This window comes from Staphylococcus sp. HMSC061G12 (genome assembly GCF_001838465.1).
Lineage (GTDB): Bacteria > Bacillota > Bacilli > Staphylococcales > Staphylococcaceae > Staphylococcus > Staphylococcus simulans.
Window position 1 is genome coordinate 141445 of sequence record NZ_KV837157.1, and the last position, 24011, is coordinate 165455.

The window sequence follows — 24011 nt, forward strand, 5'->3', positions numbered from 1 at the left end:
ACCTTAATATTATTGTTTATAGATTATTTTACGTCTTTGATAAGGTATTCTAAAGTACGTACTAATTGTGCAGTGTAAGACATTTCGTTGTCATACCAAGCTGCAACTTTAACTAATTGACGACCAGATACAGTCATAACACGAGTTTGAGTTGCATCGAATAATGAACCGAATGTCATACCAACTACGTCTGAAGATACGATTTCGTCTTCGTTGTAACCGAATGATTCGTTAGAAGCTGCTTTCATAGCTTCGTTTACTTCTTCGATTGTTACGTCTTTGTCTAATACAACTGTTAATTCAGTTAATGAACCAGTTGCTACAGGAACACGTTGAGCGCCACCGTCTAATTTTCCGTCGATTTCAGGAATTACTTTACCGATTGCTTTAGCAGCACCAGTTGAGTTAGGAACGATGTTTTCAGCTGCTGCACGTGCACGACGTTTGTCGCCTTTTCTGTGTGGACCGTCTTGAGTATTTTGGTCACCAGTGTAAGCGTGGATAGTAGTCATGAAACCTTCTACTAAACCGAAGCTGTCATTTAATACTTTTGCTACTGGAGCAAGTGAGTTTGTAGTACAAGAAGCACCTGAAACGATTACGTCAGAGCTGTCTAAAGTATCTTGGTTTACGTTATAAACGATTGTTTTAACGTCACCAGTTGCTGGTGCAGAGATTAATACTTTTTTAGCACCTGCGTCAATGTGAGCTTGTGCTTTTTCGTCGCTAGTGTAGAAACCAGTACATTCTAATACGACATCAATGTCTAAATCTTTCCAAGGTAATTTGCTTGCATCTGGTTCTTCGAATGATTTAACTTCTTTACCATTCACGCGGAATCCGCCATCTACAACTTCAACTTCTTCAGTGAAACGTCCTTGCATTGTATCGTATTTTAATAAGTGTGCTAACATTTCATCATCTGTTAAGTCGTTTACTGCTACTACATCGATACCTTCAACATCTTGAATTCTTCTGAATGCTAAACGACCGATTCTACCAAAACCATTAATTGCTACTTTAACTGCCATTATTATGGCCTCCTTTAAAAGATATTGTTAAAAAGTGAAGTCACTTTTTTAAACTAAATTGATTGTGATTGAACTATATTTCTTGCTGCGCCTTCATCTGTAATTAGAATTGTGTTCTTAGGAGCAATGGATAGATACGCTCTGATCGCATCTCCTTTTGAAGCACCTCCAGCTACAGCAAAGATATATTGCTTCGATACTAAATCTTCCATTTGAAGTCCTATCGTTTTAACTTTATGAACGATATGACCTTCGCTGTCGAAATAATATCCAAATGCTTCTCCGACTGCATTGTGATGTTGAAGCTTTTCAATCACTTGTTTAGACGAATGACGTCTATTTGCCATTTTCAGCGCATCACCAATGCCGTGGACGGTTATATTTGATTGTTTAATTATTTCTAATGTATTACGAACTGAGGGCTCTTGAAGCAACAACTCATATGTTGATTCACTGACATTGTCAGGAACATATAATGTTGTATATTCTCCGCCAGTTTGCTGTGCCATACTTGCTGCAATCGTATTCGCCTGATATACCACATTTTCACCTAAGCCACCTCTTGCGGGGACATAGAATGTTTTGAATGGTAGTACATGCATTGATTCACTCACAGAGGCCATTGTGGAACCGCCTGTGATAGAAACGATAGCATCTTCGTAAAAAGTTCGTTCTAATAACTGACCTGCCTGGCTGCCCATCTCTTTTTTTACAGCACTATCCATATCGGTATCACCAGGAACAACATAAACGTTTTTAATTTGATAGCGTTCTTTTAACAGTTGTGCTAGATGATAACCGTCTGAATACATGTCAAAGTATGATTCTAAGGATTCAATCAATTCATCGCCTTCAGGAGTTAATTCCATTCCTGTCGGTTTTACCTTGATTAATTCTTGCTTTTTCAACGTATTCGTTTCTGATCTCAACACACGTTCAGTCAAATTCATATATTCACTTAAACTTCTTCTTCCGACTGGCTGGTGCATTTTGATAGTAGTGAGTATTGTAAATCTTCGATACATTTTTTCGACAAGCTCAGGAATCAATTTCTGTTGGACTTTAAGCAAGTCTTCCACTACTATTTCCTCCTCTTTTTATTTAAGGGTCAACATGCAACCATGCTTTGACGTTTTTAGTCCCAGGTGGGACAAAAAAATAACATCTCTTACAATTGTCATAATACTATCATCTGGAATAAAAAGCAAGCTTAAACACTCACTTCAACTTCATTTAAGTAATATTGTTGTGAACAACACTACCTTTACAAATATATTATACCCTTTTTCCACTTAAGAAATCATCTGAAAACCACTTTTTCTTATCATTATATTTTCAGTATTCCCTACTTTATAATGGATATGTACGAAGGAGGTAGTTGCATGACAAATAATGACCAACCTGAAGTCATTGATCCCAATGACCCTCGCTATAAAGATGATGATTACTTTAAACATAGTCCAAGTGAACACCAGCGTTCCCGCTTCGAACAGGATAGAAAAATAAAATATTATTCCTTCGGCTGCACGCCATTCGGATGCGGTTGTTTACCTGTTGTTGCGATTATCGCACTCGTTATCACTTGGCTAATCAGTTTTATCTCATAATGAAAGGACCACAGTGCTTTTGGCATTGCGGTCCTTTTTATGAATTAATCGTCTGACTTCTGTTGGCTCGATTGACTTGAACTTGATTGGTTCGAGCTTGAAGACTGACTTGATTGTGTATTTTGTTGTGGTGCTTGTCTTTGCTGAGTGCTTTGTGATTCATTTACTGACCTTGACTGCTGTTCTTGCCCTGGCCTGGGCTGACTGCTTTGTTGTTGTTTTTCTTGCTGTTGCTGTTTTTGTTGTTGCTGTTGTTTTTGCTGAGCAGCTTGTTGTTCTCGTTGTTGCTGTGCTTGCTCTTTAGCTTGCTGTTGTGCTTGTTCTTGACGTTTTTGCTGAGCTTCTTGTTGTGCTTTTTGTCTTTCTTGAGCCGCTTCTCTAGCTTGCTCACGTTGTTTCTCTGCTTGTTCTTGAGCTTTTTGTTGTGCTTCTTTATCATCAGAACTATCTTTTTGCGGTTTTTGTTCTTTTTGTTGCGCTTTTTGTGTTGCTGCATTTTGACGGGCTTGTTCAGCTTGTTGTCTTTGTTGTTCACGTTGTGCAGCTAATTCATTTTGTCTTGCTTGTTCTGCTGCTTGTTGATCAGCAATTTCTTGTTGACGTTGTTCCTCTTCTTCTTTTTCTTTTTTGCGTTTTTCTGCCTCTCGTTTTTTCTTTTCAGCACGATCTTTTTTCTCTTGCTCTTCTTTTTTCTGTTGTTGACTGTATCGTTCGCTGCTCTTCTTGTTATTATCTACAAAAGCAAAAGTCGCAAATGCTAAACCGAATAATAAGAAAAATACGATTACAGCACTTAGTATCTTAGCGGGTTTGCTCATTTTATTGTTAGACATGTGCTCTCCTCTTTCCAATCCCTTTTCATTTTCTATAAGTTACTTGAGTTACTTATTTTGATATATTAACTCATACCCTTTTTTACAACATCTTCACTATTATATCTGAGCTGTATTCATTTATATATCATAACATTTTCCACTAGGGTATACATTATTTTGCTTAGGAAACATTTTATAATTTCAATATTTATTTGAATGGGTTAACAGAAGGCGATTGGTCAAAAACCAAGTAAGATGATTAATTGATATAAGATTGTTATAATATACTACATCAACAACCGTAAAAAGACATGATAAAGGACCTATACGTTGCTCGCATAGGTCCAATACTAAAGGGAGTCAAAATTTCACCTTCGCATGTATATTATGGGGTATACTATTTTTAATTAAGAGATGTTTAATTAATTTCGAAGGTACTTCTATTATAACTTAGCTATAAGTGATTTAAACAAGATTACATAGTTTAAATTGACATATTAATGACTAAATATTGAATAAATAATGAATGTTTAGAATGTCTATAATCTATTGGGTTTCGGTATCCAAAACGTTGTTTAATACTAATGAGGTGAATATAAAAATGAAAGAATTTCTTATTACAGGCGGTACAGGTTTAGTTGGCAGTCATTTAGTAGATGCAATACACAGTACAGATTCACATATTACTATTTTAACTCGTCAAGATCGTCAAAACTTAGATGATAAGATCACCTATGTTAACTGGAGTAAAGAAGGTTGGGAAGATAAAGTCCCAGATCATATTGATATTGTGATTAACTTAGCAGGTGCATCATTGAATAAAAGATGGACAGATGAATATAAACAAACTTTGATGTTAAGTCGTATTCAAGCCACACAATCACTTTATGAATTGTTTGAACATAAAGGTAAGTTCCCTGGAATTTTATTCAACGCAAGTGCAGTAGGTTATTATACACCAGATGTGCACCGTACTTACACAGAATTATCAAAATGCGATCCGCATGATTTCCTATCTGATATCACATATCAATGGGAACGTTTTGCGCGTAAATTTGAACAACATGGTACGCGTGTCATTATCGGTCGTTTTGGTATGGTGCTTTCAGATGAAGGTGGTGCCTTACCAACTATGGAATTACCTTACCGATTCTATCTCGGTGGTAAATTAGGCACTGGTTTCCAATGGTATTCATGGATTCACATTACAGATTTAACACGTGCGATTCTTTTCTTAATCAATCAAGATGATGCTTCAGGCGTCTTCAATATGACAACACCTATTGCTGAGCGTCAAAACTTATTCGGTTATGCTTTAGCACGTGCAATACACAAACCTCATGAATTATGGGTACCAAGTGCACTGTTACGCTTAGTCTTAGGACAAAGAGCAACGATTATCTTAGATACGCAAAAAGCGATTCCGAACCGTCTAGATGCTTATGGTTTCAAATTTGCATATCCTGACTTGAAATCAGCACTTGATAGTTTAGTTCATGAGTAAAAAGCTATATAATATATTTGTATTGTGAGCGCTTATTACTAAATGAAATCATAAAAAATTCGAACGTTTATACAGATATAGCAAGTATAGTGAATGAAGGTGTATGAATGGATAAAAGCAGTCTTGTAACACGTGTTTTAGTAATCATTGCTGGATTACTTTTAATATGTATCGGCAGTTTTTCAATGACGCGAGCTATCCCTTCTTTATATATTGCACTGTTTTACCTAATAGTTGGAATTATTATATTAGGGTGGACCGTCATTAACTTAATAAAACATTATAAAAGACAAAAATAAGAGTTCCGGAAAACCCCCGGAACTCTTTTCATTTCTATATTTAATAACAACTTATTTTTCAGGTTGCATAACTTCGTCGATCAAGCCGTATTCTTTAGCTTCATCTGCAGTTAAGAAGTTATCACGATCAGTGTCTTTTTCAATTTGTTCAATTGATTGACCTGTACGTTCTGATAAGATTTTGTTTAATTTAGCACGTGTTTTTAAGATGTGTGTTGCTGCGATTTCGATTTCAGTCGCTTGACCTTGTGCACCGCCTAGTGGTTGGTGAATCATTACTTCAGCGTTAGGTAATGCGAAACGTTTACCTTTAGCACCTGCTGCAAGCAAGAATGAACCCATTGAAGCAGCCATACCGATGCAGATTGTTTGTACATCTGGTTTAATGTGTTGGATAGTATCATAAATTGCGAATCCAGCTGTTACACTACCACCTGGAGAGTTGATATATAGATAAATATCTTTCTCAGCATCTTGTGCTTGTAAGAATAACAATTGTGATACGATTGAGTTTGCTACGTTATCATCAATTGCTGAACCTAACATAATAATACGGTCTTTCAATAATCTTGAGTAAATGTCATAAGCACGTTCGCCGCGATTTGTTGTTTCAATTACTGTAGGAATTAAATTCATTCTATTTCCTCCTTGTACTTTTATGAATTATCCTTATTTTAACCTAAAAGTCAAAAATGGTCAAAAAATAAAACTCACACCTTTATAATATCATCATATTGACCACTCTACACGAGACAGGTACACTAATAATTGCATGTTAATATTTACCCCTCGTAGTGTAATGGATAACACGTAAGATTCCGGTTCTTGAAATGGGGGTTCGATTCCCTCCGAGGGGGTAATTCATGTTTTTTAAACCTTATCATTAAAGGTTTTTCTTGCAAAATAAGGAAAAATTAAGGAAATGTATATTGTCTTTTACTTTTCCCTACACTATCTCACTTAAATATGTTAATATACATATATACCCAAAAGGTATGATTAACAGTTTCTATGTTAATTTAACCAACGCTTTTTATATTTTTGATTCAACCACCAATAAAGGTGGTTTTTTTGTTATTTCAACATAGCAAAAGGTTATAGTTTATGATTTTTTCTTATAATCTATGATTCTTAATTCAAAAATAGCTTTCTCAGCATAAAAAAACCGCCATATAGGCGGTTAAATCACTTTAATATAAAGGATTTTACAATGAATAGAAAAAACATTTTCCCGGGACATGAATCGTCACTGTTCGCTAAGCTACTATTCCCTAAAGTTACTATACTATATTTTAACCATATATACAAGCCCCCCCCATTCACACGAGAGAATAAGGGGGAGTCAATATAGGGATACATTTACAAACAAATGCGTGTGTTTTGCAGTGTAGATTTGGTCAATATCTACACAATAAATATATTACCACTTATAGTAGAGTTTAAACATAAAAAATACATAACTTTTTAACCCATTTCTTCTGAAAAGTTCCTATAATCATTTAATACTATCTAATAATTCATATGTTTCGTTATACACTTTCGAATACATATTATACTCTTCTGTAATCCATGATATATTATTTTCTTTACCAGTAATAATATCAGCCAGATTATAGTAAAACAATCTTACATGCACAACGTAGTCCTCTATAAACCTATGAAATTGATCATCTGTCATACATAAACCTTCAATGACATCAATGGTTGAGTATAATTCTGATAATTTTAAAGTATCTGATCTACTATATTCTAGTTCTTCAGGTTCCATAATTATATTATACAATTTACCTATAATATAATCGACTTTTTTCACTTTATTTTTTAAATACTTACAATAGTCTATATTTATAGTCATAATTACCTCCTCATTTTAAATTACACTAATAATTGTGAGGCGTTTCTTTCCTCAATGCAACACAGACACTCTCTCAGCACACTATTTATATGCTTTAGCGTATATAGTTAGCGTCCTATTCAAGCCGTTATCATTTTGCACAGATTCAATATTGAAATCTAAATCTTTCCACTTAATACGTTGCTTTGAATTTATCCCCTCTCTATATCTAATAATGAACCTCACGGGGATTTCTGATGCTGTAAGTCCAGAACCCAGAAACTCATTGCCACGAATCGTTTTTATATCTGCCCACGGTTTTGCAATAGTTTTTTCTTCAAATTGATTTGGCATTGGCCCACTGCTGACTCTCTGGAAAATCTTAATTCGATTATTAAAATGATATGCCATTGTTAACCTCCTTAATCTCTCAATCAGACTTTTTTGTCCTTTTCTGACTAACCAATATCCTACATCGCTCTTAAAAAACTTTCATAGTTATCAAACAAACCCACATATGCATCTAATAAAGACGCTGTGCCATCAATACGACGTTTAGGTGATTGATTCTTAACAGGTACAATGTTACCGTTTCTATCGGTCTCTATGCCTGTATTGGTCAAACACCACTTTAATATAGGATGGTTATTATAATTCACTTTATGCTTCTTTAGATCAGCACCTAAATTCTGCATAGGCAAACTTAAGGTTCTAGCACCTTGTGGCGTACGCACCATTTTAAAGCCGTGTCCTTCCATCTCATCCACCCAATACCGTGCTGAATAGTTATCATAATAAATCCACAGTGGCGTTATTTCATAATCCTCAATCATTTCAACAAACCACTCTGTAATGTCGCTGTAATTAATCGTATTACCACGACACAGACGCAATAAGCCTTGTTCATGCCATTTGTCATAAGGTATCTTGTCATTGTCCACACGTTCCCTCAGATTGTCCTCAGGCAACCAATACATCTGATGGACATAGCGCATTTCAGTTTCTGGATCTACAAATAACAATGTGGCACAACTAAGGTCAGTGGTAATTGAAAGGTCAGCTCCGCCTATTGCATACCAATCAGCAAAATCTTTAATATCGAATGTAGCTGTATTGTTAATCTGTTCAAAGGTCAACCATGCATTATGGCTAGTTTCACGTACGTTGAAATCTTTGGTGAGTATGCCTGTAAGATTGTTTGCGTCGTTCTCTGCACGTGCTACTTTACGCTCTAAATCTTCAACACGCTTCGATATATTTAGTGAAGGATTAGCTTTTTGCCAACATTCAGGATTTTTATATTCTTTCTTTTCATCCAATTCATACATAATTGGTAAAAAGTTATCATCTTTAAAATTACCATCTACTACATTACACGCATACTCATATAAATCATCAAAGATAGTTCCCCGATGAGTACCTGCTGTGGTAATCATGATAAGTAATGGCTGTGTACGTGCAGATTGTGATTGTTTCATCACTTCATAAAGGTTTCTATCTTGTATAGAATGTAATTCATCAATCACGACCAAATGCGCATTCAAACCATCTAATGAGTTTGAGTTCTTGCCCAGTGACTGCATTTTAGAGAAGTTGTGACTGAAATATAAATCACTCTTGCGTTTTCTGATGTTACGGCTCAAATCAGGGCTTTGCTTAATCATCTCATGTGCTTGGTCAAATAAGATATTCGCTTGGTCTCGTTTAGAGGCCACAGAATAAACTTCTGATCCGCTTTCTCCGTCTGCTATCATCATGTATAGTGCTATTGCACTAAGCATTGTTGTTTTACCATTCTTACGCGCTACATAGAAGAATGACTCAGTATAACGGCGTTTACCTGTCTCTTTATCTACAAAGCCGAATAGTGCCGAAATATAGGCTTTTTGAAACAAGTCTAGTATTAATGGTTTACCTGCCAGTTCACCCTTTGAATGCCTGCAAAACGTTTCTATGAACTTGATAGGACGTTCTGCTTTAGCATGATCATAAATATATTGAGGGTGGTTGTACATATCATCAATGAGTTTTTCATATTGTTTTGTGATGCGTTTAGATGCCACAATATCCCCGCTTTTGATTTGACGGTAATATTCTTCAATATAATTAAGCATTGTTTACAAAATCCATAAACTCATTGGATTCTTCTACGTTATCAGGTAATAACGTCAGCAGCTGCTTATATGTGGCGTTGTATTTAGTCACAGTGGTATTGTATGCCTTCATTGCGGGGTTTTCTTTAAGATACGACTGTTCACCTTGTGTAAAGATATATGTTGCGCCATGCTCACGTACAGTATGCTTTAATTCTTCCATTGTAGCTTTCATAAAAGTTAACTCTTCTAACAAATCATAAGCGATATGTTTATTATTAACATTATTTTCATCTATATACTTTTTAAGTTTTTCTAAATTAATCGATTTCATATTTAATTACTCCTAACTTTATTTTTTAGCCACCCCTAAACTTTGGAAAGTCGGGTGGAGGATAAGTTAACTCCCAGCACCGTTTCCCAAGCGTTCCTTTCATATCAAGGTTATAGGGGGTATCCTATTTTTATTTTATTTGATTTTTATAATGTTTCCTTTTTCATCAAATTGTAATCCTTCACCAATTGCGATACTTCCAAAATGTTCCTGATTATGACACGTTTGACACAATGCTTCCAAATGGTCGTGATTAAGTGATACATATGGATTCTTATAATTCTCAGCATTCAGATATACTTTATGATGGCAAATACTCGCTAGCGCCCCACATCTTTCACAAATATAATTTTGCTTAGCCATATAACTGTTTTTACACTTAATCCATTTAGCAGACTTATAAAAGGACTGCGGAATACTTCTAGCCATCAAAATCACGTCCTAATGCTGTTAAAGATACTAACAAACTATCAATCGTACGCTTCAATCGTTCACTATCTTGTGTCTGTGGATCAAACCATAGTTGTAATATGAACTTAGCTGTTGTCTGTGCTAATGGTTGTACTGATTCATCTAACCAATCACGCCCAGTTGTTAGGTACAAGTAGTTAGGTATCGCCTCGACTAATGGAATGATAATCTCATCGTTAAAGTCTCCATCCACTCTTAAAGTATTGCGCGCATCTTCAATAGATATAATCATTGTGAACACTCCTTTATGAATAAAGGACACCAGCTAATCACTGATGCCCTAACTGGTTTATAATATTATGCTGATGCTGATGATGTTGTAGATGAACCCGATAACTTCACAAATGCTTCATCAACTAATACACGTGTATCTGCAACTGCCATAGCACGATAATCAATCAGACCAGAACGGAATGATGACTCACGTGAACTTTCAAGCATAATACCTTGTGGCAAGTTATAACCGATATAATTAAAGTCACCTAATAGAATTGTACCGTCTTCGATATTGTCATCAATGATAACGGGTTTACCAAAGATATATCCGACATTCTCACGTTGTGCATCTTGGATAAAGATAGGTCTTTGGTTAGCATCCATCGCACCGTATACTTGGTTATACAATGTTGCATTACTCATTGCGAACTTAGCATTTTGTGCATAACCACGTGCAAGCATTCCTAGCGCTTGTGTGAAGTCTGTGTACTTTCCTGTTAGTGTTAAGCTGTTTGACTTATCCCATGTGATACCTGTTAAGATACCTTGACCTTGGTTTTTACCTGTACCATTGATAAGTGCATATTCAATTGCTTCAACAACACAGTTAGTCAATTCTTCAACAAGATATGATTCGAAAGCTGAGATTGACATTGTTTTAGCTTTAACTGAAATGCTGAAGATTTTAATAATCTCATTCGCTTCAAATGACACGGCTGTTGTAACTGCTTTGTCTGCTTCAACATATGCGCCTTCTGTATGCCATTCTGCACGTTCTTGTGGTGTACTAATTGGGATACGGATTTTAGTAGGCATATTGAATGAACGTACATTAGCTAGTAATCCACCTTGTGTTCTAGCACGACGAATGACTTCATTCAATGTTTGTTCAGGAATCACCGCACTCGCATTTGATGAAGATGTAAACTCATCTGCGCGATGTTCAGTTTTTTGTAAATCCATTGCATGATTGAATGTACGTTGTTCCACGTTAGATAATTCTTGTCCTAACATTGTTTTGAAAAATGCTGATCTATATTCATCTGAACCAAAGATATTTTTTTTGGTACATCTTGAGTTTTAAATTGTTGTCCTGTAATTGGATTATATGAACGTTGTTCCACTTGTTCCTGCTCCTTTTCTTTGATATTTTCTTTCGCTTGGTTTAATCCTTCAATCTCGATATTTAACTTAGTCACATCTGCTTCAGGGTCATTTTCGATTGTGCCTCTGATTTCCCCAGCGCGTGTTTCAATATCTTCAAGCGATGCATTGCGATAATGGTTAAATGCTTCTTGTACTGTATTGAACATATTATTTTAACTCCTTCATAAATAATTTATTTAAATTGATTTTTGCTTTATTAATTTGCTGTTGTCTCGTTTCTGCTTCCTGCATTTGACTTCTGGCTTCAACAGATGTTTCTGAATAAGCAGGGAAATTTACCACAGAAAACTCTAATACTTTATCTATCTTTGTAATTGTACGTGTGCGTGTTTCTACATCGTATCGACTGCCGTCTGATACTGTGAAACCAAATGATACGCCTGACATATCTCCACGTTTGATAGCTTCATAGACTGAACGGGCTTCTTCGGTATTTGCCAATACTGCCCTGAAATGCATGCCTGCATCATCTCGCCATATTTTCATCGTCTTAGGAGATTTGGCTAATGGTAAACGGTTATGATCGTGTGACACTAAAAGTCGTGTGTCATTGAATTTTAAACCGTCCAGCGCATTACGTTTGATGATTTCAGTATATGAACCTGTTGGTGTATTAATCAGTGCAGGTTTATCAAAGACGATTGCTGTACCTTCAAGCACCATTTCATCGTTTCGAGTTTCTGCTTGTATTTCTGCACTTCTAATCTCTTTCATCAGGTGTCGCCTCCTTATCTCCGATTTGATATTGTTTCGCTAATTGTTTTTCTATATAGTTCAGGGATTGAATACGTTCGTCCCCGTCCTCTACACGTGGTAGGTTAAGCAAGTCTAAAGCCTGATTAATCGTGAGTACGCCTAACGGTAACAACTCCTTAATCACAGTAGCTTTTGATTTTGTGCTTGCATACTGCAAACGTGACGCTTCAAAAATAATACGGTTGCTGAATGCCTGTTCTCGTTCGGTAAATATCTTATCTGTCAATTCTGAGGATAACTGTATAGCGAATGGTTCAATGATAGATTCATAGAAAGATTGCCATTGGTCTTCACTATAGTTACCAGTTACCATAGCTTCATTTATACCTAAATAGTCATATATCTTTTGCTTAATTGCTTGAATTTGTGGTGTTTCAATATCAGCCTCATTTAAATTCAATGGGACATAATCCAAAGTTGCATCTAATGGAATGACACCGCCGTTATTATCCATTGTCATATAGTTGTTCATAAATTCGTCTTTAGCTTCTTTCAGCTTTTTAGGTGCTAATGTCTGATTGTATTTTAATAAGCCTCTGATTTGTGCTGAGTTCTTAATGGTATTGCTAAGTCCTTCTTGTTGTGTATAAGCAAGATCTAACGTGTTCATGATTGCGTCATTCGTATCGCCTAATAACTCATTTGAATTGAAATGACGACGTAACACCGCTACCTCTGAATGATGAAAATGTACAATATCACCGCTGTTAAATAGGAATTTCAAATACATTTCACCTGAACCATCAACCACATACTCAACACTTGAAGCTGATAAAGGATATAATCCGCTGAGATTACCGTTTGCGTCCTTTTGGATTAAGATAAAAGCGTTATTATACAAATAGTAATGAGTAGCTACTTTATATAAAAAGTCATATCCGCTCATATAAGGATTCGGACGATTGCTTAATATTCGATTGATTTTTGAATAGTTATCATCACGCATACCATTTGCGACATGCTTGCCGGATAACTTGGCAATGTGTCGGGCGATGGTATCAACTGCACTGCGATATATTTCATTGCTCCATGCGTCCCCGTTGAAACTGCCTAATGCGCGAAAGTTGCCGGTCAACATTTCATATTGTTTTGTTGCTTGTTGTTCTAATTGTTTGATTCCAAGTATCTTGTCTAACCACTTCGGCACTTTTTCACCTGCTTTCTATTGATAAGAACACTAGTTCTGTTTTAGTACATACGTTCGGTTTATTTATCTAAATTATACCACACTAGGGTATATAATGCTAGTTGTGGCAAGGGATTATAACGTTTCATATTCTTTCGATGGTTTTGGTTCAGCTGAATCAAAACGATGATTATATACTTTTTCTGATAAAACTTAAGTAATTTTTTACTCTTGCAAGAACCAGTTCAAAATTACCTTGTGCTATAACCTTATAACTGGTTCTTTTCTTACTGTTCGGTATAAAACTTTCACGCCATGCTACCCACTCATCATTAATATATTCAACATATACTTGTGAGACATGACTTATTGAACAAAAATAAATTTCTTCTGAAATACCTACTATTAGACCAATACGTTCAGCTTGTTCATCTAAATTGTATCCTTCATTAACGGCTTGCACTTCTCACTGTCGCCTCCCACTCTCTTTCAGTAATGACATCACCATTTTTATTATCGCCAATCAATACTCTTAACGGATCTATATCAACGTTACATTGAACGGCATAACTTACTGCTTTATACAAATCGTTGTTTCTGTATTCGCTTTGACCGTCTATAATACGTTGATACGCTTTTTTACCTTCTCCACCTTTGCCATTTTCTAAATGTTCAAAATTATTACTTGGCAACACACGCTTTACTGAATAAGGTTCAAGCGTTTGTTGTGTATAATTACCTTGCTTAGAAAATATACGTTGCTCAAAATCGCCATTATATTCACATGTCTTGGTTTTATTGTGTGTATATTTTCCTTTTAATGTACGACTACCAGCAAGTACAAAGTAGTTATTAGGGTGCGCTTTTATATCAACTGACGGTAAATATCCTATCTTCTGAGTGTATTCAATACCTGTACGTTTCTTAAATATAATATGTTTGCCACCGCTCGGGGTTGTTTGAACCAATGTATTTTGTGCATTAGTTACAATTTCATCATAATAAGGAATGTACTTAATACTTTCATATCCGTCTTTACCTTCAACATGGTTAATATCAATGTCGATACACCACACGCCTCTTGTGAGTACACCTAATACATGCGTATATTGATATAGATTCTGATGACGATCTATAAAAGCATCAGTAATCTGTATATCTGCAAATGTTACAATTGGTTTCTTATATTTATTGAGCGGTATGACTTGAATATTCTTTTTCAATAATTGCTTTGCAACATGATAACCTGACATTAGGTGTTCCTCCTTTCCGATAAGAGTTACGGTAACCCTTATTCTAATAACTTATACGCCATATTAAATAGTTCTTGATTTCCTATTTCATTAAATTATTCCCACACCCTTAACACCTTTATTTCGCCTATAGCAAGAAAAATATTTTAACGGTTATAAAATTCTAATAAAAATTAGAGTGATAAGGGTGTGTAGTTGTAATAACAGTATTTTATAAGTGTGTATAAAAGTGCGTAAAAGTGTGCCACACTCTTATTCAAGCAATGAATATCCCATATCAAATAGTTCTTGATTTCCAATTTTGTAACCTTTATAATTTTTACCTTCAATCCAAATGTCTTGATTAATTGCTACACCTATCTTTTTCATATCTTCTTTGGCTTTCTTGTAGCGCATACTCTTATAATCTTCTTGAATTAAACGTTGTAGTGTCTCATCACCTGCAAGAATAAAACCTTGCTCTTTAAGCACTTTCAATATAATAATTTGTGTTTCCGTTAGTTCATCTTCACTAAAGTAATGTTTCAATGTGACATCGTTAAACTTAAATTCACCGCCAATGGATTTAAGATATTCCAAGCTAACAAGTAAAAATGAAACCGAAGCAGAAACTGAATTTTTATCATCAGGCTTTACAAAATTCCAATATGGCGCGAAAACTTTATAACGTTCTTCATCAGTTTCATGTATCGGTCTATCTTTCAATGAGATTTTAACGGTACGTGTTGTATTGGCTGTAATGTCACCAGTATCTACACTTTCATTGGTATCTAACACCAGTACAGATCTATTACGGAATGTAAAGGCATTTCTGCCAATGCCACGTCCTGAAATGATTTCACCCGTAGCAATTTTACGCAATATTCTCATCATTGATTTAGTAATTTCGCCTGTTTCATTGGCGTGTGCGATGTCTGCACCGTAGAAATTCATCCATTCGTTCGCAGACTCAAAGCCTCCTGAAACAAGACTGTCAAAATTAACTTTATTTACTTTTAAAAGCGGATTAAATGTTTCCATTTGCAAACCTTTGCCGGAACGTCCGAAATCTTTCATTAAAAACCATTTTTCAGCTTGTAATAATCCCATTTTTCTATATATGACATAAGCGTGCATCAGCATTAAGTTATTTTTACTCTTTTCGTTTTCGGTAACAAATTCATAAAAATTCTTAGGTATTTCTAAATCAATTGCATCATGTTCAACATCATATTTTAATGCAAACAGTTCATTTTGCTTTAAAGGGTGTTTTATCATTTTTAGACGCTTCACATCATAAATAAAATCATTACCAGCAAAAGCATAAGGAAAGATATTGTAACCATGATTAACTTCTATATAATCACGATATAGTTCTGTCATAACTTCTAAAAAATCATCAATTTGATGTTTATTATCTACTGGATATTTCAATGCGAAATAGGTATCATCTATAACCTCATAATAATTGCTTTTGACAAAAAGAAATTTATCTAATTCAACAGAATATATAACTTTATCCGCCATTAAATCAGCAATAAAACGAGCATAATTTGTAAATTGATCAGCATGAAAACTTGCTTTCTTCTTCTCTTCTCCGTTATCTTCTTCAACAGTTTTTACATTAATTTTTCCATAAATCAGTCCCAATTTCTTTGGTATTATGGTATAATTTAAAGTAAGATTATTAATATAATTACCTGCAATATCATCTTTTTCTCGATGATACAAATTCCCTTTGTTATCAAACACTTGTTTATCAGTAGAGATGCAAGCGAAATGAATTCGCTTGCTTATCTCTTTAATTCTTGATAAATTCGTTGTATTGATATAGTCTAAATTTGAATGAAACTCAAAATGCCTTTTGTATAATAAAACTTCGTCCATATAATCAACCTTTCATATATGTTATTATTTTAGTGAGTATTTTCTTAAATACTTCGTTCATGCGTTATCTGATTCAGTCTCCAAACTTTCGTCAGATGACGCTTTTTCTAATTCATGGAACTTTTGAATGAGTTCGTCGAATTCTTTAATATACATCAGCATTAAATCAAGCATTTGATTATTGTGTATACGATGTTCTGAGTAACCATATCCATATATTTCAACATCCTTCTTGTTGTATAAATCTCTACTGATATAAATTTCATCAACAAACCACGTATGTTTGGTTAGCACATCATCAATCTTATCTTTAACTAACTCAAATTTACTTAGTAATTCTCTCAATTCCCAATTCATTTAAATGTCCTCCACTTCGATATTTCCAACGATATAATCTAATGCCCATTCTAAAACCCCAATTACATGTCCTTCACGATCTGTTGCGTGTTCATGTTCTCCTGTACTGTCTTTGACGGTATAGTAATAAGTTTCCTCATCTTCGTTCATAACGTCGCTTAATGTCATAGTCACTTCATCAATGATTGGAAATGTCTCATCTTCAAAATCTAACTCTGCAAGAATGTTAAACAACTCTTTATGAACTAACTTTAAAATGTGTTCGTAAAATGCTGTATCGCTATATTTATGATAAGTAATTGAATGAAATCTGTCTTTCGCTGATAAGAAAACATCTTTGTCCTTCTCATCTAAAACTTTCTCTAATACTTTAACTACTTTTGACAAATAATATCTTTGCTTAATTTTCACTTTAATTACCTACCTTTTTCTTATTTTTAAGTTCTAAAATTCTGCTAATATCAAGCTCCAGACATGCAATATAAATATCTTCGCTGACTTCTGGAAAATGCTTCTTAAATCGTCTGGTGCGATGTTGAGTAGTAAATTGTGGTCAGTATCCTTGATGTTGTACCAGTTAAGCACCGACTTCGTAATAATCACTTGTTGTTTCATTTCAGTTACCTGCTTTCTAAAATATTTGATTGTGATTTTCTTCGATGTATTGCTTCATATACTTAGCGACAAAAGACCAATGGTCATTTTTATGTGCTGGTGCATGCGTGAACTCTGCAATTTTTGATTGGTGCTTTGGATTCAGCAACAACTTCTTCAATAATGTATTTCTGCTTTTATTCGTATGTGCCATTAGATCGTACATCGTCCACAGTGTCTTATGTTCAAGTAGTGTGATTGTGTAGTCTTTTTCTTGTAGCATTGGTTACACCTCCTTATGCCATTTGTTGTTTAATCATTTAAAAGGAAAACACTTTCTATTGAAGCATTCAAAGCCTTCGCAATTTTATAAGCACTATTCATTGATGGCGTAGACTTATTGTTTTCAAACAAAGAAATTGCCGCTGTACTTAATCCTGTAATTGTAGCTAAATCTTTTTGTTTTAGATTTTTGTTAACTCGTAGTTCTTTCATATTGTTCATGTTCAACCCTCCTTTTTGCTACAGCAAATATTTGCTGTAGTTAAATTTAACCACAGCTAAAAAGATTTGTCAAATAAAAATTTACCACAGTTAAAATTAATGATATTATTAAAGTAATGAGAAAGAGGTGTAATGATGAATATAGGGGAAAATCTTAAAAAGATAAGAAAAGAAAAAAAAATAACTTTAGAAAAATTGAGTAATAAAACCGGTTTTTCTGCTGGCTACATTTCACAAGTTGAAAATGGAAAAAGAGAAAAACCTTCACGTGATTTTTTGAAAAGTATCACTTATGGACTTGGTATTTCCGAAACTTATTTAATCACTGGAAAGAAAACAATGGCTGATTTATCTGAGGATGAATTCAAAAAAAGTTGGGAAGAAATGCAGAATAGTTTTAAAGAATCTAGGAAAAAATTTAGGACAGAAATAGATAATGATTTAAAAGAAATTCTCTCTATTGAACTAGGATATACAGAAGAATTATTTTTATCAGCAGCGTTAAAATTCCTAGAAAACGCCACAGGAAACGATCTCATCATTATAACTGCGATTTTAAAACGATATAATGATTATAATAATATTTATTACATTACAGAGGAAAAAGAATCGCTGCTTCAGGATATTGAAGATATAAAGGAGCAAATTGAAACAGTTTTTCTAACTCGTTATGGTATTGCTGTATATGATGAATTAGAAAAGAGTGATTAAAATTGCAACGCAGTTTAATATTTCCCACAACATTTTATATAAGCACGGTGATTAAATGGCTTCATTCGAAAAACAAAAGAATGGTAAAACATGGCGCTACATCATTTCATACAAAGATGATGACGGTAAATATAAGAAATATCAAAAAGGCGGATTCCGTACGAAACAAGAAGCAAAGGTACATGCTACTGATATGGAATATAACTTAAAGCGCGGATACAATATCAATAATGATGTGATCTTTGCAGACTATTTTAAACAATGGTATGAAGTAACAAAGAAACCGCATGTGTCCGCTAAAACATTAACGCGCTATGAAGCGATGCATACACATATAAGGAAATTTTTCAAAAATACTTTATTAAAAAATATTACACCTACAGATTACCAGCAGTTCATAAATCATTATGGCAGCAATCACAATATAGATGGAGTGAGAAAGTTAAATAGCTCTATTCGTAATTGTTTCCACCAAGCGATCCACGAAGGTTTGGTATTGCGTAATCCCACATTCAAAGCACAATTAAGCGGGTCTAATCCAAGTAAAAGTGAAGAGTTAAAATATATAAGCTATACTGAATACAAAAAGTTGAAACATCATCTTGAACAAAAAGACGCTGTTTCATCATTAGTTTTACTTATGCAGCTTGTAACAGGTGCTAGATTTTCTGAAGTAGTTAATATGAAACGTGAAGATTTTTATGTAGGAGATAATAAGGTACATTTACCGGGTACAAAAACAACGACATCAGATCGTACTGTTAGCATTGACACAAAAACTTTAAACAAGGTCAGAAAATTTATTAAAGAAAGTCCATCAGACATTAACGGTTATGTATTTACAGTAAATGGTTCTATTATTACCAATGCATCGGTTAACAAAGCATTAAATAAAGCATGTAAGAAATTAGGTATCAAAAGTATTACCACACATGCATTACGACATACGCACGCTTCTGTGTTAATCCATAATGGATACAGTATTCAATATATATCGAAACGACTAGGTCATTCTTCAACATTGGTCACACAATCGGTATATCTGCACTTATTAGAAGAGACATACCAGCGTGAAGAAGAGAATTTGATAGAATTTATGGATGATTTATAATAGGGAAAAAATAGGGAAAATGATTTGATATTCGATATAAACGAATGATAATGATATAACTAAAAACCTTGTTGTAAAGGCATTTTGATAATGAGAGAAACCGAATAACATCCCATATTCTCCCTCCGAGGGGGTTATGTAGTTAATATTAATTAACTTGAAACCTTTGAAACGTTGATGTATCAGCGTTTCTTTTATTTTGCTATTTAAGTCATCGGGCAGTTGTTAAAAAATCAAAATAGCTTTTAATAAAAAACACCGCTAATAGCGGCGTAAGTTAAAATATTCAAATAATTATTTTTATGTATATAATTTGAAACAATTAACAAATAGTATTACTTAAGTTGTTTAATAGCTAACCTTAATTTGTTTGGCGATATATAGTCAGGTATTTCCGAAAACCCAAATTCTTTATATAATGAACGCAACTTTTCAGTATCTTCATATTCAATCCAAACAAACGATCCCCCAACTATTCTTTTTGCTTCCAAAACTATTTTAAAAGCTGCCTCTAAAATACCTTTACCATTTATAGCACACGACTTTATAGCTTCATTACAAAAGTTCTTTCCAAGTTGCCCTATCAAAAAGAGCTCAATACGTAAATCGATGTTTCTTCAACAAATTGTGCTCTTTGTTTAATTCTTTTTTGCATAGTTTTTGATAATTTATGCAAGTTTCTTTTCGATATATATAAGTCTTTGTTGGCAATTGTAAAATATGCTACATCATGTGCCTCTTCGCTGCCAGTAAATCTAATTGACTGAAAAGTATTTAAAATATTTTGAACATCATCTTCGTTGTAATCAATGTTTTCAAGCAAATCTGCCAACGCTATAATTTCTAGACTCATTAATTTCTATAGCTTTCTAAAATCGATGAAGTCCTTCTTTGATTCGTTACGGTTACAATGTTAGTTGGTGTCTGTTTTGAAGAATGTTCTTTTAAGTTTTCTTGTTGTTCAATAGCTTTTAGTAAATTGGGTGCGGACTTAGCTGTAAATTTATATTCAGTTGTAAAACTTTTAGTAGCCATATAACTCACTTCTTTCATAATAAAGTTTAATCAAATCCATGAAATACAAAAGCCTGTTCTTATGATTAGTTTTTTAAATTCAACATTAACTTTTCAACAATACCATTGGTTGCTTGTACAAGCACATTTATTTTGCAAGAACTACATCATTTTTGAAATTAAATTCAACTTCCTAATATGAACCTCAAAAGAAATGAAGTCTCTTAAAAGCAAAGTAGTAATCCATTACACTAATAATAAACTAGGCTCACTTCTTCAATATATAGGTTTTACACTCCAACTCCAATTTATTAATCATGCAATAAATTATCAATTCTACATTTTTTTAGTTACTCTTTTCCCTTTAACACGATATTTCCAATTAATTTCTTTCATTTCATCTAAAATATCTGAATATATGCTTTTTTAATATTTAGAAATGTGTTAAAGTTTATTTGTTTGAAAGAAATTCATCTACATAAATTGTCAGAAATTTTTGTAAATAGAGAGAAGTTTTCAACACCAGGAGGTTATTATGAAAAAAGTAATTCTAATATCAGGTTTAATGCTCTTCTCGTTATTCTTCGGAGCAGGCAACTTGATTTTTCCACCTATGCTCGGATATACCGCGCAAAGCAATATGTGGACAGGTATGACAGGTTTTGCGATTACAGGTATTTTATTACCTTACATCACAGTCATTGTCATTGCCTATTATGATGGTGGCGTGGAGTTTATCGGGGACCGCGTCCATCCTAAATTCGGGTTTATTTTTGCAGTTTGTATTTATTTATCTATCGGGGCACTATACGGGATTCCACGTGCTGCAAACGTTGCTTATGAAATCGGCGCAAAATCGATTCTGCCTATTCACAACACATGGACATTGGTAGGTTTCTCCCTTGTATTCTTTATTGTTGTAGGGTTAATCGCTTTATACCCAACAAAAATTGTCGATAACTTAGGGAAAATCTTAACACCTGCCCTATTATTGATTATTGGTGCTTTATGTATCGCAGCGATTATTAATCCTGAAGGAAAAGTCGGACAACCACATGATAAATATGCGGAAACACCTTTCATTTCAGGAATCTTAGAAGGTTACTACACAATGGACTTAGTAGCAGCTTTAGCCTTCTCAGTCGTTATCGTACAAAGCTTTAAACTCGCAGGTATTTCAGACAGCAAAAAGATAGTGAGAAACGTTATCTTATCAGGTCTGATTTCAGCGTTATTATTAACAGTGATTTACTTCTCATTAGCATACTTAGGTATCACGACAAGCAAACCAGGCTTTGATAATGGCGCAAGCATTCTAACATATAATTCAGTACGATTATTCGGATCATTCGGTAATATTTTATTCGGTATGATTGTAATTTTAGCTTGTTTAACAACTTGTATCGGCTTGGTGAACGCAAGTTCTGCATTCGGATTGAAGAAGTTCCCACAAATTTCATACAAGACTTATGTACTGTCATTCTCAGTAGTCGGATTCTTAATTTCAATCTTAGGACTCAACATGATTTTACAAATCGCAGTTCCATTACTGACATTTATCTATCCGATTTCTATTGTGTTGGTACTGATTTCATTTGTCGCAATTGCGATTCCGACAAAATTAAAAATCGCTTATATTTTACCGACGATTTCAACATTAATTATTTCAGTACTTGAAATCTTCAACACATTTAAACTGATCAAACCACTAAATGCAGTCTATCAATTCTTGCCATTATCTGATTTAGGATTGGCTTGGTTACTACCATTTATTATCTTAACTGCAATTGGTATTGCGATAGATTTTATGCGCAATAAGAAACATACACAACAACCCGCAACATCTTAATATTGATTGAAATGCCTTTCTCATTTTACGAGAAAGGTATTTTTATTTGACCAAAGCTTATTGTCACAATATTTCAATAATATTTCTATCTATTTCATTATAATTTGTTTGTGTTAAAATGAATCATGCATTTTTAATTTGAAACAAGCATTGTTTCAATCTTCACACTTCCACAACATATATGCGATACACTTATATTAAGGTTCATCAATATAATCTTTATTAAACAATTCATCATAGAAAGGGAGGATATATTTGAAACAACCGTCGCTCAATTATAATTTAATTACGACTGTATTCTTTATTTCAGGTATTGCGGTTATGTGCAGTCTTTACTCTGCCATTCCTTTAATGCCGATTATGGGGAAAGAATTACATTTAAGCGAAGGTGCCACAACATTAATCGGTGTGGTATTCTCAGTTTCTTATTCAGTCAGCTGTATGTTTTATGGAATCATTGCCGACAAGTTTGGTAAGAAGAAGGTCATATTAATCGGCTTGGCTATGCTCACACTTACAACTTTTGCGATCGGCTTTATTCATAACTTTGCGCTATTACTGATTGTACGTGTTTTACAAGGGATAGCTACCGCAAGCTTCTCACCTGTGTCATTAACATATGTGACAGAAGTGTTCCCTATTCATAAACGTGTTACCGCAATCAGTTTTATTAGTACCAGCTTCATGTTATCTGGTGTTATCGGTCAAAACTTAAGTGATATTATCGCCGCACATATGAGTTGGCGTATCGTTTACTTCGTATTGACTGTTGTTTACTTATTGCTGATTGTTTGGATTTACCGAGCTATTCCGAAAAGTCCTTATCATATGCCTGATACAAAATTCTCAGTGTTCTTTAAAAACATGAGACATATTTTTGATAATAAAGGCATTGTATTATGTTTCTTTGTTTCATTAACTATCTTAACGTCATTTGTTTCTATGTATGCTCTACTAAATGAATATTTGACATCTGACCCAATCAACGCTGATTTAACGACAATATCATCAGTGAAGCTATTTGGTTTAATTGGTATGTTATTAGCGTTATCTGCAGGTCGCATAAGTGATTTCATCGGTGTAAAACGCATTATTCTAATCTCATTAATCACTGCAGGTATCTCATTGATACTGATGGGCGTGACACACAATCTTATTATTATCACGTTGTTCAGTGTTATCTTTATCGCAGGTATCTCTTTTGTGATTCCTTCTGTGATATCACAAATCGGTCTACTGACTACTAAAGATAAAGGCTTCTTCTTATCTATCAATACCTTTATGTTATTTATCGGTACAGCGATTGCACCTGTATTGTCTATGCAGTTGTTAAACAATATGCAGTCATTTAAAATGATGTTCATTGTATTATCAATCGTGAATTTCATCGGCTTTATTATAGCTTTAGGAATTCCGAAAAAATCAGTCGTAGATCAATAACGATAAAAAGCAGTCACTCATTTCAATTGATATGCTCCCCCTATAGTAGACACTAAAAA

28 protein-coding genes, 1 tRNA gene and 2 pseudogenes are annotated in these 24011 nt (G+C 34.1%); 7 read left to right on the forward strand and 24 right to left on the reverse strand.

The window, feature by feature from the left end; genetic code table 11:
- Positions 1-23 precede the first annotated feature (23 nt).
- Positions 24-1031 (reverse strand): type I glyceraldehyde-3-phosphate dehydrogenase, encoded by a 1008-nt coding sequence (gene gap / locus HMPREF2937_RS11695; protein ID WP_002481566.1) that lies wholly within the window; start codon positions 1029-1031, stop codon positions 24-26.
- 53 nt (positions 1032-1084) lie between these two features.
- Entirely contained in the window at positions 1085-2110 is a 1026-nt protein-coding gene (locus HMPREF2937_RS11700) for a sugar-binding transcriptional regulator (protein ID WP_002481565.1), read from the reverse strand.
- Positions 2111-2413: 303 nt separating this feature from the next.
- Here HMPREF2937_RS11700 and HMPREF2937_RS11705 point away from each other — a divergent pair, with 303 nt between their 5' ends.
- Positions 2414-2638 carry a hypothetical protein gene (locus tag HMPREF2937_RS11705; RefSeq protein ID WP_002481564.1) on the forward strand — a complete coding sequence of 75 codons (225 nt, stop codon included), beginning with the start codon at positions 2414-2416 and terminating at the stop codon, positions 2636-2638.
- A gap of 44 nt (positions 2639-2682) precedes the next feature.
- On the opposite strand, the gene HMPREF2937_RS11710 is transcribed toward HMPREF2937_RS11705, so the two are convergent.
- Complete coding sequence (locus HMPREF2937_RS11710; RefSeq protein ID WP_002481563.1) at positions 2683-3471, reverse strand: DUF4887 domain-containing protein; 789 nt, start codon at positions 3469-3471, stop codon at positions 2683-2685.
- 583 nt (positions 3472-4054) lie between these two features.
- On the opposite strand from HMPREF2937_RS11710, the gene HMPREF2937_RS11715 reads away from it, so the two are divergent.
- Complete coding sequence (locus tag HMPREF2937_RS11715) at positions 4055-4957, forward strand: TIGR01777 family oxidoreductase (RefSeq protein WP_070864637.1); 903 nt, start codon at positions 4055-4057, stop codon at positions 4955-4957.
- Positions 4958-5307: 350 nt separating this feature from the next.
- Here the strand turns inward: HMPREF2937_RS11715 and clpP are convergent, their stop codons facing one another.
- Positions 5308-5892: an ATP-dependent Clp endopeptidase proteolytic subunit ClpP gene (clpP, locus tag HMPREF2937_RS11720; protein WP_002481561.1), complete on the reverse strand. Its 585-nt coding sequence runs from the start codon at positions 5890-5892 to the stop codon at positions 5308-5310.
- A gap of 149 nt (positions 5893-6041) precedes the next feature.
- On the opposite strand from clpP, the gene HMPREF2937_RS11725 reads away from it, so the two are divergent.
- Positions 6042-6113, forward strand: a tRNA-Arg gene (locus HMPREF2937_RS11725).
- Positions 6114-6751: 638 nt separating this feature from the next.
- Here HMPREF2937_RS11725 and HMPREF2937_RS11730 read toward each other — a convergent pair.
- From HMPREF2937_RS11730 to HMPREF2937_RS11810, 17 genes and pseudogenes are all read right to left on the reverse strand, one after another.
- Positions 6752-7111, reverse strand: a complete 360-nt coding sequence (locus HMPREF2937_RS11730) for a hypothetical protein (protein WP_061054834.1) — start codon at positions 7109-7111, stop codon at positions 6752-6754.
- 81 nt (positions 7112-7192) lie between these two features.
- Entirely contained in the window at positions 7193-7501 is a 309-nt protein-coding gene (locus HMPREF2937_RS11735; RefSeq protein ID WP_060804156.1) for a phage head closure protein, read from the reverse strand.
- A 59-nt stretch (positions 7502-7560) separates the two neighbouring features.
- Positions 7561-9204 carry a terminase large subunit gene (locus tag HMPREF2937_RS11740; RefSeq protein WP_070864638.1) on the reverse strand — a complete coding sequence of 548 codons (1644 nt, stop codon included), beginning with the start codon at positions 9202-9204 and terminating at the stop codon, positions 7561-7563.
- A complete protein-coding gene (locus HMPREF2937_RS11745) occupies positions 9197-9517 on the reverse strand; it encodes a hypothetical protein (protein WP_060804154.1) in 321 nt (106 codons plus the stop codon). Before HMPREF2937_RS11745 ends, HMPREF2937_RS11740 begins: the two co-directional genes overlap by 8 nt.
- Before the next feature lie 135 nt (positions 9518-9652).
- Positions 9653-9946, reverse strand: coding sequence for a hypothetical protein (locus tag HMPREF2937_RS11750; RefSeq protein ID WP_060804153.1), 294 nt, complete (start codon positions 9944-9946; stop codon positions 9653-9655).
- The gene (locus tag HMPREF2937_RS11755) at positions 9939-10220 is read right to left on the reverse strand and encodes a head-tail connector protein (protein WP_060804152.1); all 282 of its coding nucleotides are present in this window, start codon (positions 10218-10220) and stop codon (positions 9939-9941) included. The genes HMPREF2937_RS11750 and HMPREF2937_RS11755 overlap by 8 nt, the downstream gene beginning before the upstream one ends.
- Positions 10221-10285: 65 nt before the next feature.
- Positions 10286-11517, reverse strand: a pseudogene (locus HMPREF2937_RS11760) (phage major capsid protein).
- A gap of 1 nt (position 11518) precedes the next feature.
- Entirely contained in the window at positions 11519-12085 is a 567-nt protein-coding gene (locus HMPREF2937_RS11765) for an HK97 family phage prohead protease (RefSeq protein ID WP_061054839.1), read from the reverse strand.
- Complete coding sequence (locus HMPREF2937_RS11770) at positions 12072-13274, reverse strand: phage portal protein (RefSeq protein WP_061054840.1); 1203 nt, start codon at positions 13272-13274, stop codon at positions 12072-12074. Before HMPREF2937_RS11770 ends, HMPREF2937_RS11765 begins: the two co-directional genes overlap by 14 nt.
- 169 nt (positions 13275-13443) lie before the next feature.
- The gene (locus tag HMPREF2937_RS11775; protein WP_061054841.1) at positions 13444-13716 is read right to left on the reverse strand and encodes a hypothetical protein; all 273 of its coding nucleotides are present in this window, start codon (positions 13714-13716) and stop codon (positions 13444-13446) included.
- Entirely contained in the window at positions 13703-14506 is an 804-nt protein-coding gene (locus tag HMPREF2937_RS11780; RefSeq protein WP_061054842.1) for a bifunctional DNA primase/polymerase, read from the reverse strand. Before HMPREF2937_RS11780 ends, HMPREF2937_RS11775 begins: the two co-directional genes overlap by 14 nt.
- A gap of 252 nt (positions 14507-14758) precedes the next feature.
- Positions 14759-16372: a phage resistance protein gene (locus tag HMPREF2937_RS11785; protein ID WP_070864639.1), complete on the reverse strand. Its 1614-nt coding sequence runs from the start codon at positions 16370-16372 to the stop codon at positions 14759-14761.
- 57 nt (positions 16373-16429) lie between these two features.
- A complete protein-coding gene (gene tscT, locus HMPREF2937_RS11790) occupies positions 16430-16729 on the reverse strand; it encodes a type II toxin-antitoxin system toxin TscT (RefSeq protein WP_070864640.1) in 300 nt (99 codons plus the stop codon).
- Positions 16730-17140, reverse strand: a complete 411-nt coding sequence (locus HMPREF2937_RS11795) for a pathogenicity island protein (RefSeq protein ID WP_070864641.1) — start codon at positions 17138-17140, stop codon at positions 16730-16732. It lies immediately after the preceding gene.
- Between the two features lies 1 nt (position 17141).
- A pseudogene (locus HMPREF2937_RS14115) lies at positions 17142-17344 on the reverse strand (pathogenicity island protein).
- 16 nt (positions 17345-17360) lie between these two features.
- Positions 17361-17606 carry a DUF771 domain-containing protein gene (locus tag HMPREF2937_RS11805; RefSeq protein WP_070462529.1) on the reverse strand — a complete coding sequence of 82 codons (246 nt, stop codon included), beginning with the start codon at positions 17604-17606 and terminating at the stop codon, positions 17361-17363.
- 29 nt (positions 17607-17635) lie between these two features.
- A complete protein-coding gene (locus tag HMPREF2937_RS11810) occupies positions 17636-17827 on the reverse strand; it encodes a helix-turn-helix transcriptional regulator (protein ID WP_070864642.1) in 192 nt (63 codons plus the stop codon).
- Between the two features lie 135 nt (positions 17828-17962).
- Between HMPREF2937_RS11810 and HMPREF2937_RS11815 the strand changes: the two genes are divergently transcribed.
- Positions 17963-18538 (forward strand): helix-turn-helix domain-containing protein, encoded by a 576-nt coding sequence (locus HMPREF2937_RS11815; protein ID WP_070864643.1) that lies wholly within the window; start codon positions 17963-17965, stop codon positions 18536-18538.
- Positions 18539-18593: 55 nt separating this feature from the next.
- Positions 18594-19649, forward strand: a complete 1056-nt coding sequence (locus HMPREF2937_RS11820) for a site-specific integrase (RefSeq protein ID WP_070864644.1) — start codon at positions 18594-18596, stop codon at positions 19647-19649.
- A 335-nt stretch (positions 19650-19984) separates the two neighbouring features.
- Here the strand turns inward: HMPREF2937_RS11820 and HMPREF2937_RS11825 are convergent, their stop codons facing one another.
- Genes HMPREF2937_RS11825 through HMPREF2937_RS11830 form a run of 3 tightly spaced genes read right to left on the reverse strand, consistent with a single transcriptional unit; the run spans position 19985 to position 20684 of the window.
- Complete coding sequence (locus HMPREF2937_RS11825) at positions 19985-20236, reverse strand: hypothetical protein (protein ID WP_083326950.1); 252 nt, start codon at positions 20234-20236, stop codon at positions 19985-19987.
- Positions 20233-20502: a hypothetical protein gene (locus HMPREF2937_RS13365; protein ID WP_083326951.1), complete on the reverse strand. Its 270-nt coding sequence runs from the start codon at positions 20500-20502 to the stop codon at positions 20233-20235. Before HMPREF2937_RS13365 ends, HMPREF2937_RS11825 begins: the two co-directional genes overlap by 4 nt.
- Complete coding sequence (locus tag HMPREF2937_RS11830) at positions 20502-20684, reverse strand: hypothetical protein (RefSeq protein ID WP_070864645.1); 183 nt, start codon at positions 20682-20684, stop codon at positions 20502-20504. The genes HMPREF2937_RS13365 and HMPREF2937_RS11830 overlap by 1 nt, the downstream gene beginning before the upstream one ends.
- A gap of 514 nt (positions 20685-21198) precedes the next feature.
- On the opposite strand from HMPREF2937_RS11830, the gene brnQ reads away from it, so the two are divergent.
- Both brnQ and HMPREF2937_RS11840 read left to right on the forward strand, forming a co-directional pair.
- On the forward strand, positions 21199-22512 hold the full coding sequence (gene brnQ / locus HMPREF2937_RS11835) for a branched-chain amino acid transport system II carrier protein (RefSeq protein ID WP_002481560.1): 1314 nt from the start codon (positions 21199-21201) through the stop codon (positions 22510-22512).
- Between the two features lie 255 nt (positions 22513-22767).
- Positions 22768-23952: an MFS transporter gene (locus HMPREF2937_RS11840; RefSeq protein WP_002481559.1), complete on the forward strand. Its 1185-nt coding sequence runs from the start codon at positions 22768-22770 to the stop codon at positions 23950-23952.
- The last annotated feature ends 59 nt before the right edge of the window (positions 23953-24011 follow it).

What these genes read in the sequence shown, in the direction of transcription:
- HMPREF2937_RS11830 (WP_070864645.1), bottom strand. Translation starts at nt 20,684, where the DNA reads ATGGCTACTAAAAGTTTTACAACTGAATATAAATTTACAGCTAAGTCC.
- clpP (WP_002481561.1), bottom strand. Translation starts at nt 5,892, where the DNA reads ATGAATTTAATTCCTACAGTAATTGAAACAACAAATCGCGGCGAACGT.
- tscT (WP_070864640.1), bottom strand. Translation starts at nt 16,729, where the DNA reads ATGAATTGGGAATTGAGAGAATTACTAAGTAAATTTGAGTTAGTTAAA.
- HMPREF2937_RS11755 (WP_060804152.1), bottom strand. Translation starts at nt 10,220, where the DNA reads ATGATTATATCTATTGAAGATGCGCGCAATACTTTAAGAGTGGATGGA.
- gap (WP_002481566.1), bottom strand. Translation starts at nt 1,031, where the DNA reads ATGGCAGTTAAAGTAGCAATTAATGGTTTTGGTAGAATCGGTCGTTTA.
- HMPREF2937_RS11740 (WP_070864638.1), bottom strand. Translation starts at nt 9,204, where the DNA reads ATGCTTAATTATATTGAAGAATATTACCGTCAAATCAAAAGCGGGGAT.
- HMPREF2937_RS11820 (WP_070864644.1), top strand. Translation starts at nt 18,594, where the DNA reads ATGGCTTCATTCGAAAAACAAAAGAATGGTAAAACATGGCGCTACATC.
- HMPREF2937_RS11750 (WP_060804153.1), bottom strand. Translation starts at nt 9,946, where the DNA reads ATGGCTAGAAGTATTCCGCAGTCCTTTTATAAGTCTGCTAAATGGATT.
- HMPREF2937_RS11715 (WP_070864637.1), top strand. Translation starts at nt 4,055, where the DNA reads ATGAAAGAATTTCTTATTACAGGCGGTACAGGTTTAGTTGGCAGTCAT.
- brnQ (WP_002481560.1), top strand. Translation starts at nt 21,199, where the DNA reads ATGAAAAAAGTAATTCTAATATCAGGTTTAATGCTCTTCTCGTTATTC.
- HMPREF2937_RS11710 (WP_002481563.1), bottom strand. Translation starts at nt 3,471, where the DNA reads ATGTCTAACAATAAAATGAGCAAACCCGCTAAGATACTAAGTGCTGTA.
- HMPREF2937_RS11735 (WP_060804156.1), bottom strand. Translation starts at nt 7,501, where the DNA reads ATGGCATATCATTTTAATAATCGAATTAAGATTTTCCAGAGAGTCAGC.
- HMPREF2937_RS11805 (WP_070462529.1), bottom strand. Translation starts at nt 17,606, where the DNA reads ATGCTACAAGAAAAAGACTACACAATCACACTACTTGAACATAAGACA.
- HMPREF2937_RS13365 (WP_083326951.1), bottom strand. Translation starts at nt 20,502, where the DNA reads ATGAGTCTAGAAATTATAGCGTTGGCAGATTTGCTTGAAAACATTGAT.
- HMPREF2937_RS11745 (WP_060804154.1), bottom strand. Translation starts at nt 9,517, where the DNA reads ATGAAATCGATTAATTTAGAAAAACTTAAAAAGTATATAGATGAAAAT.
- HMPREF2937_RS11815 (WP_070864643.1), top strand. Translation starts at nt 17,963, where the DNA reads ATGAATATAGGGGAAAATCTTAAAAAGATAAGAAAAGAAAAAAAAATA.
- HMPREF2937_RS11785 (WP_070864639.1), bottom strand. Translation starts at nt 16,372, where the DNA reads ATGGACGAAGTTTTATTATACAAAAGGCATTTTGAGTTTCATTCAAAT.
- HMPREF2937_RS11730 (WP_061054834.1), bottom strand. Translation starts at nt 7,111, where the DNA reads ATGACTATAAATATAGACTATTGTAAGTATTTAAAAAATAAAGTGAAA.
- HMPREF2937_RS11705 (WP_002481564.1), top strand. Translation starts at nt 2,414, where the DNA reads ATGACAAATAATGACCAACCTGAAGTCATTGATCCCAATGACCCTCGC.
- HMPREF2937_RS11780 (WP_061054842.1), bottom strand. Translation starts at nt 14,506, where the DNA reads ATGTCAGGTTATCATGTTGCAAAGCAATTATTGAAAAAGAATATTCAA.
- HMPREF2937_RS11765 (WP_061054839.1), bottom strand. Translation starts at nt 12,085, where the DNA reads ATGAAAGAGATTAGAAGTGCAGAAATACAAGCAGAAACTCGAAACGAT.
- HMPREF2937_RS11810 (WP_070864642.1), bottom strand. Translation starts at nt 17,827, where the DNA reads ATGAACAATATGAAAGAACTACGAGTTAACAAAAATCTAAAACAAAAA.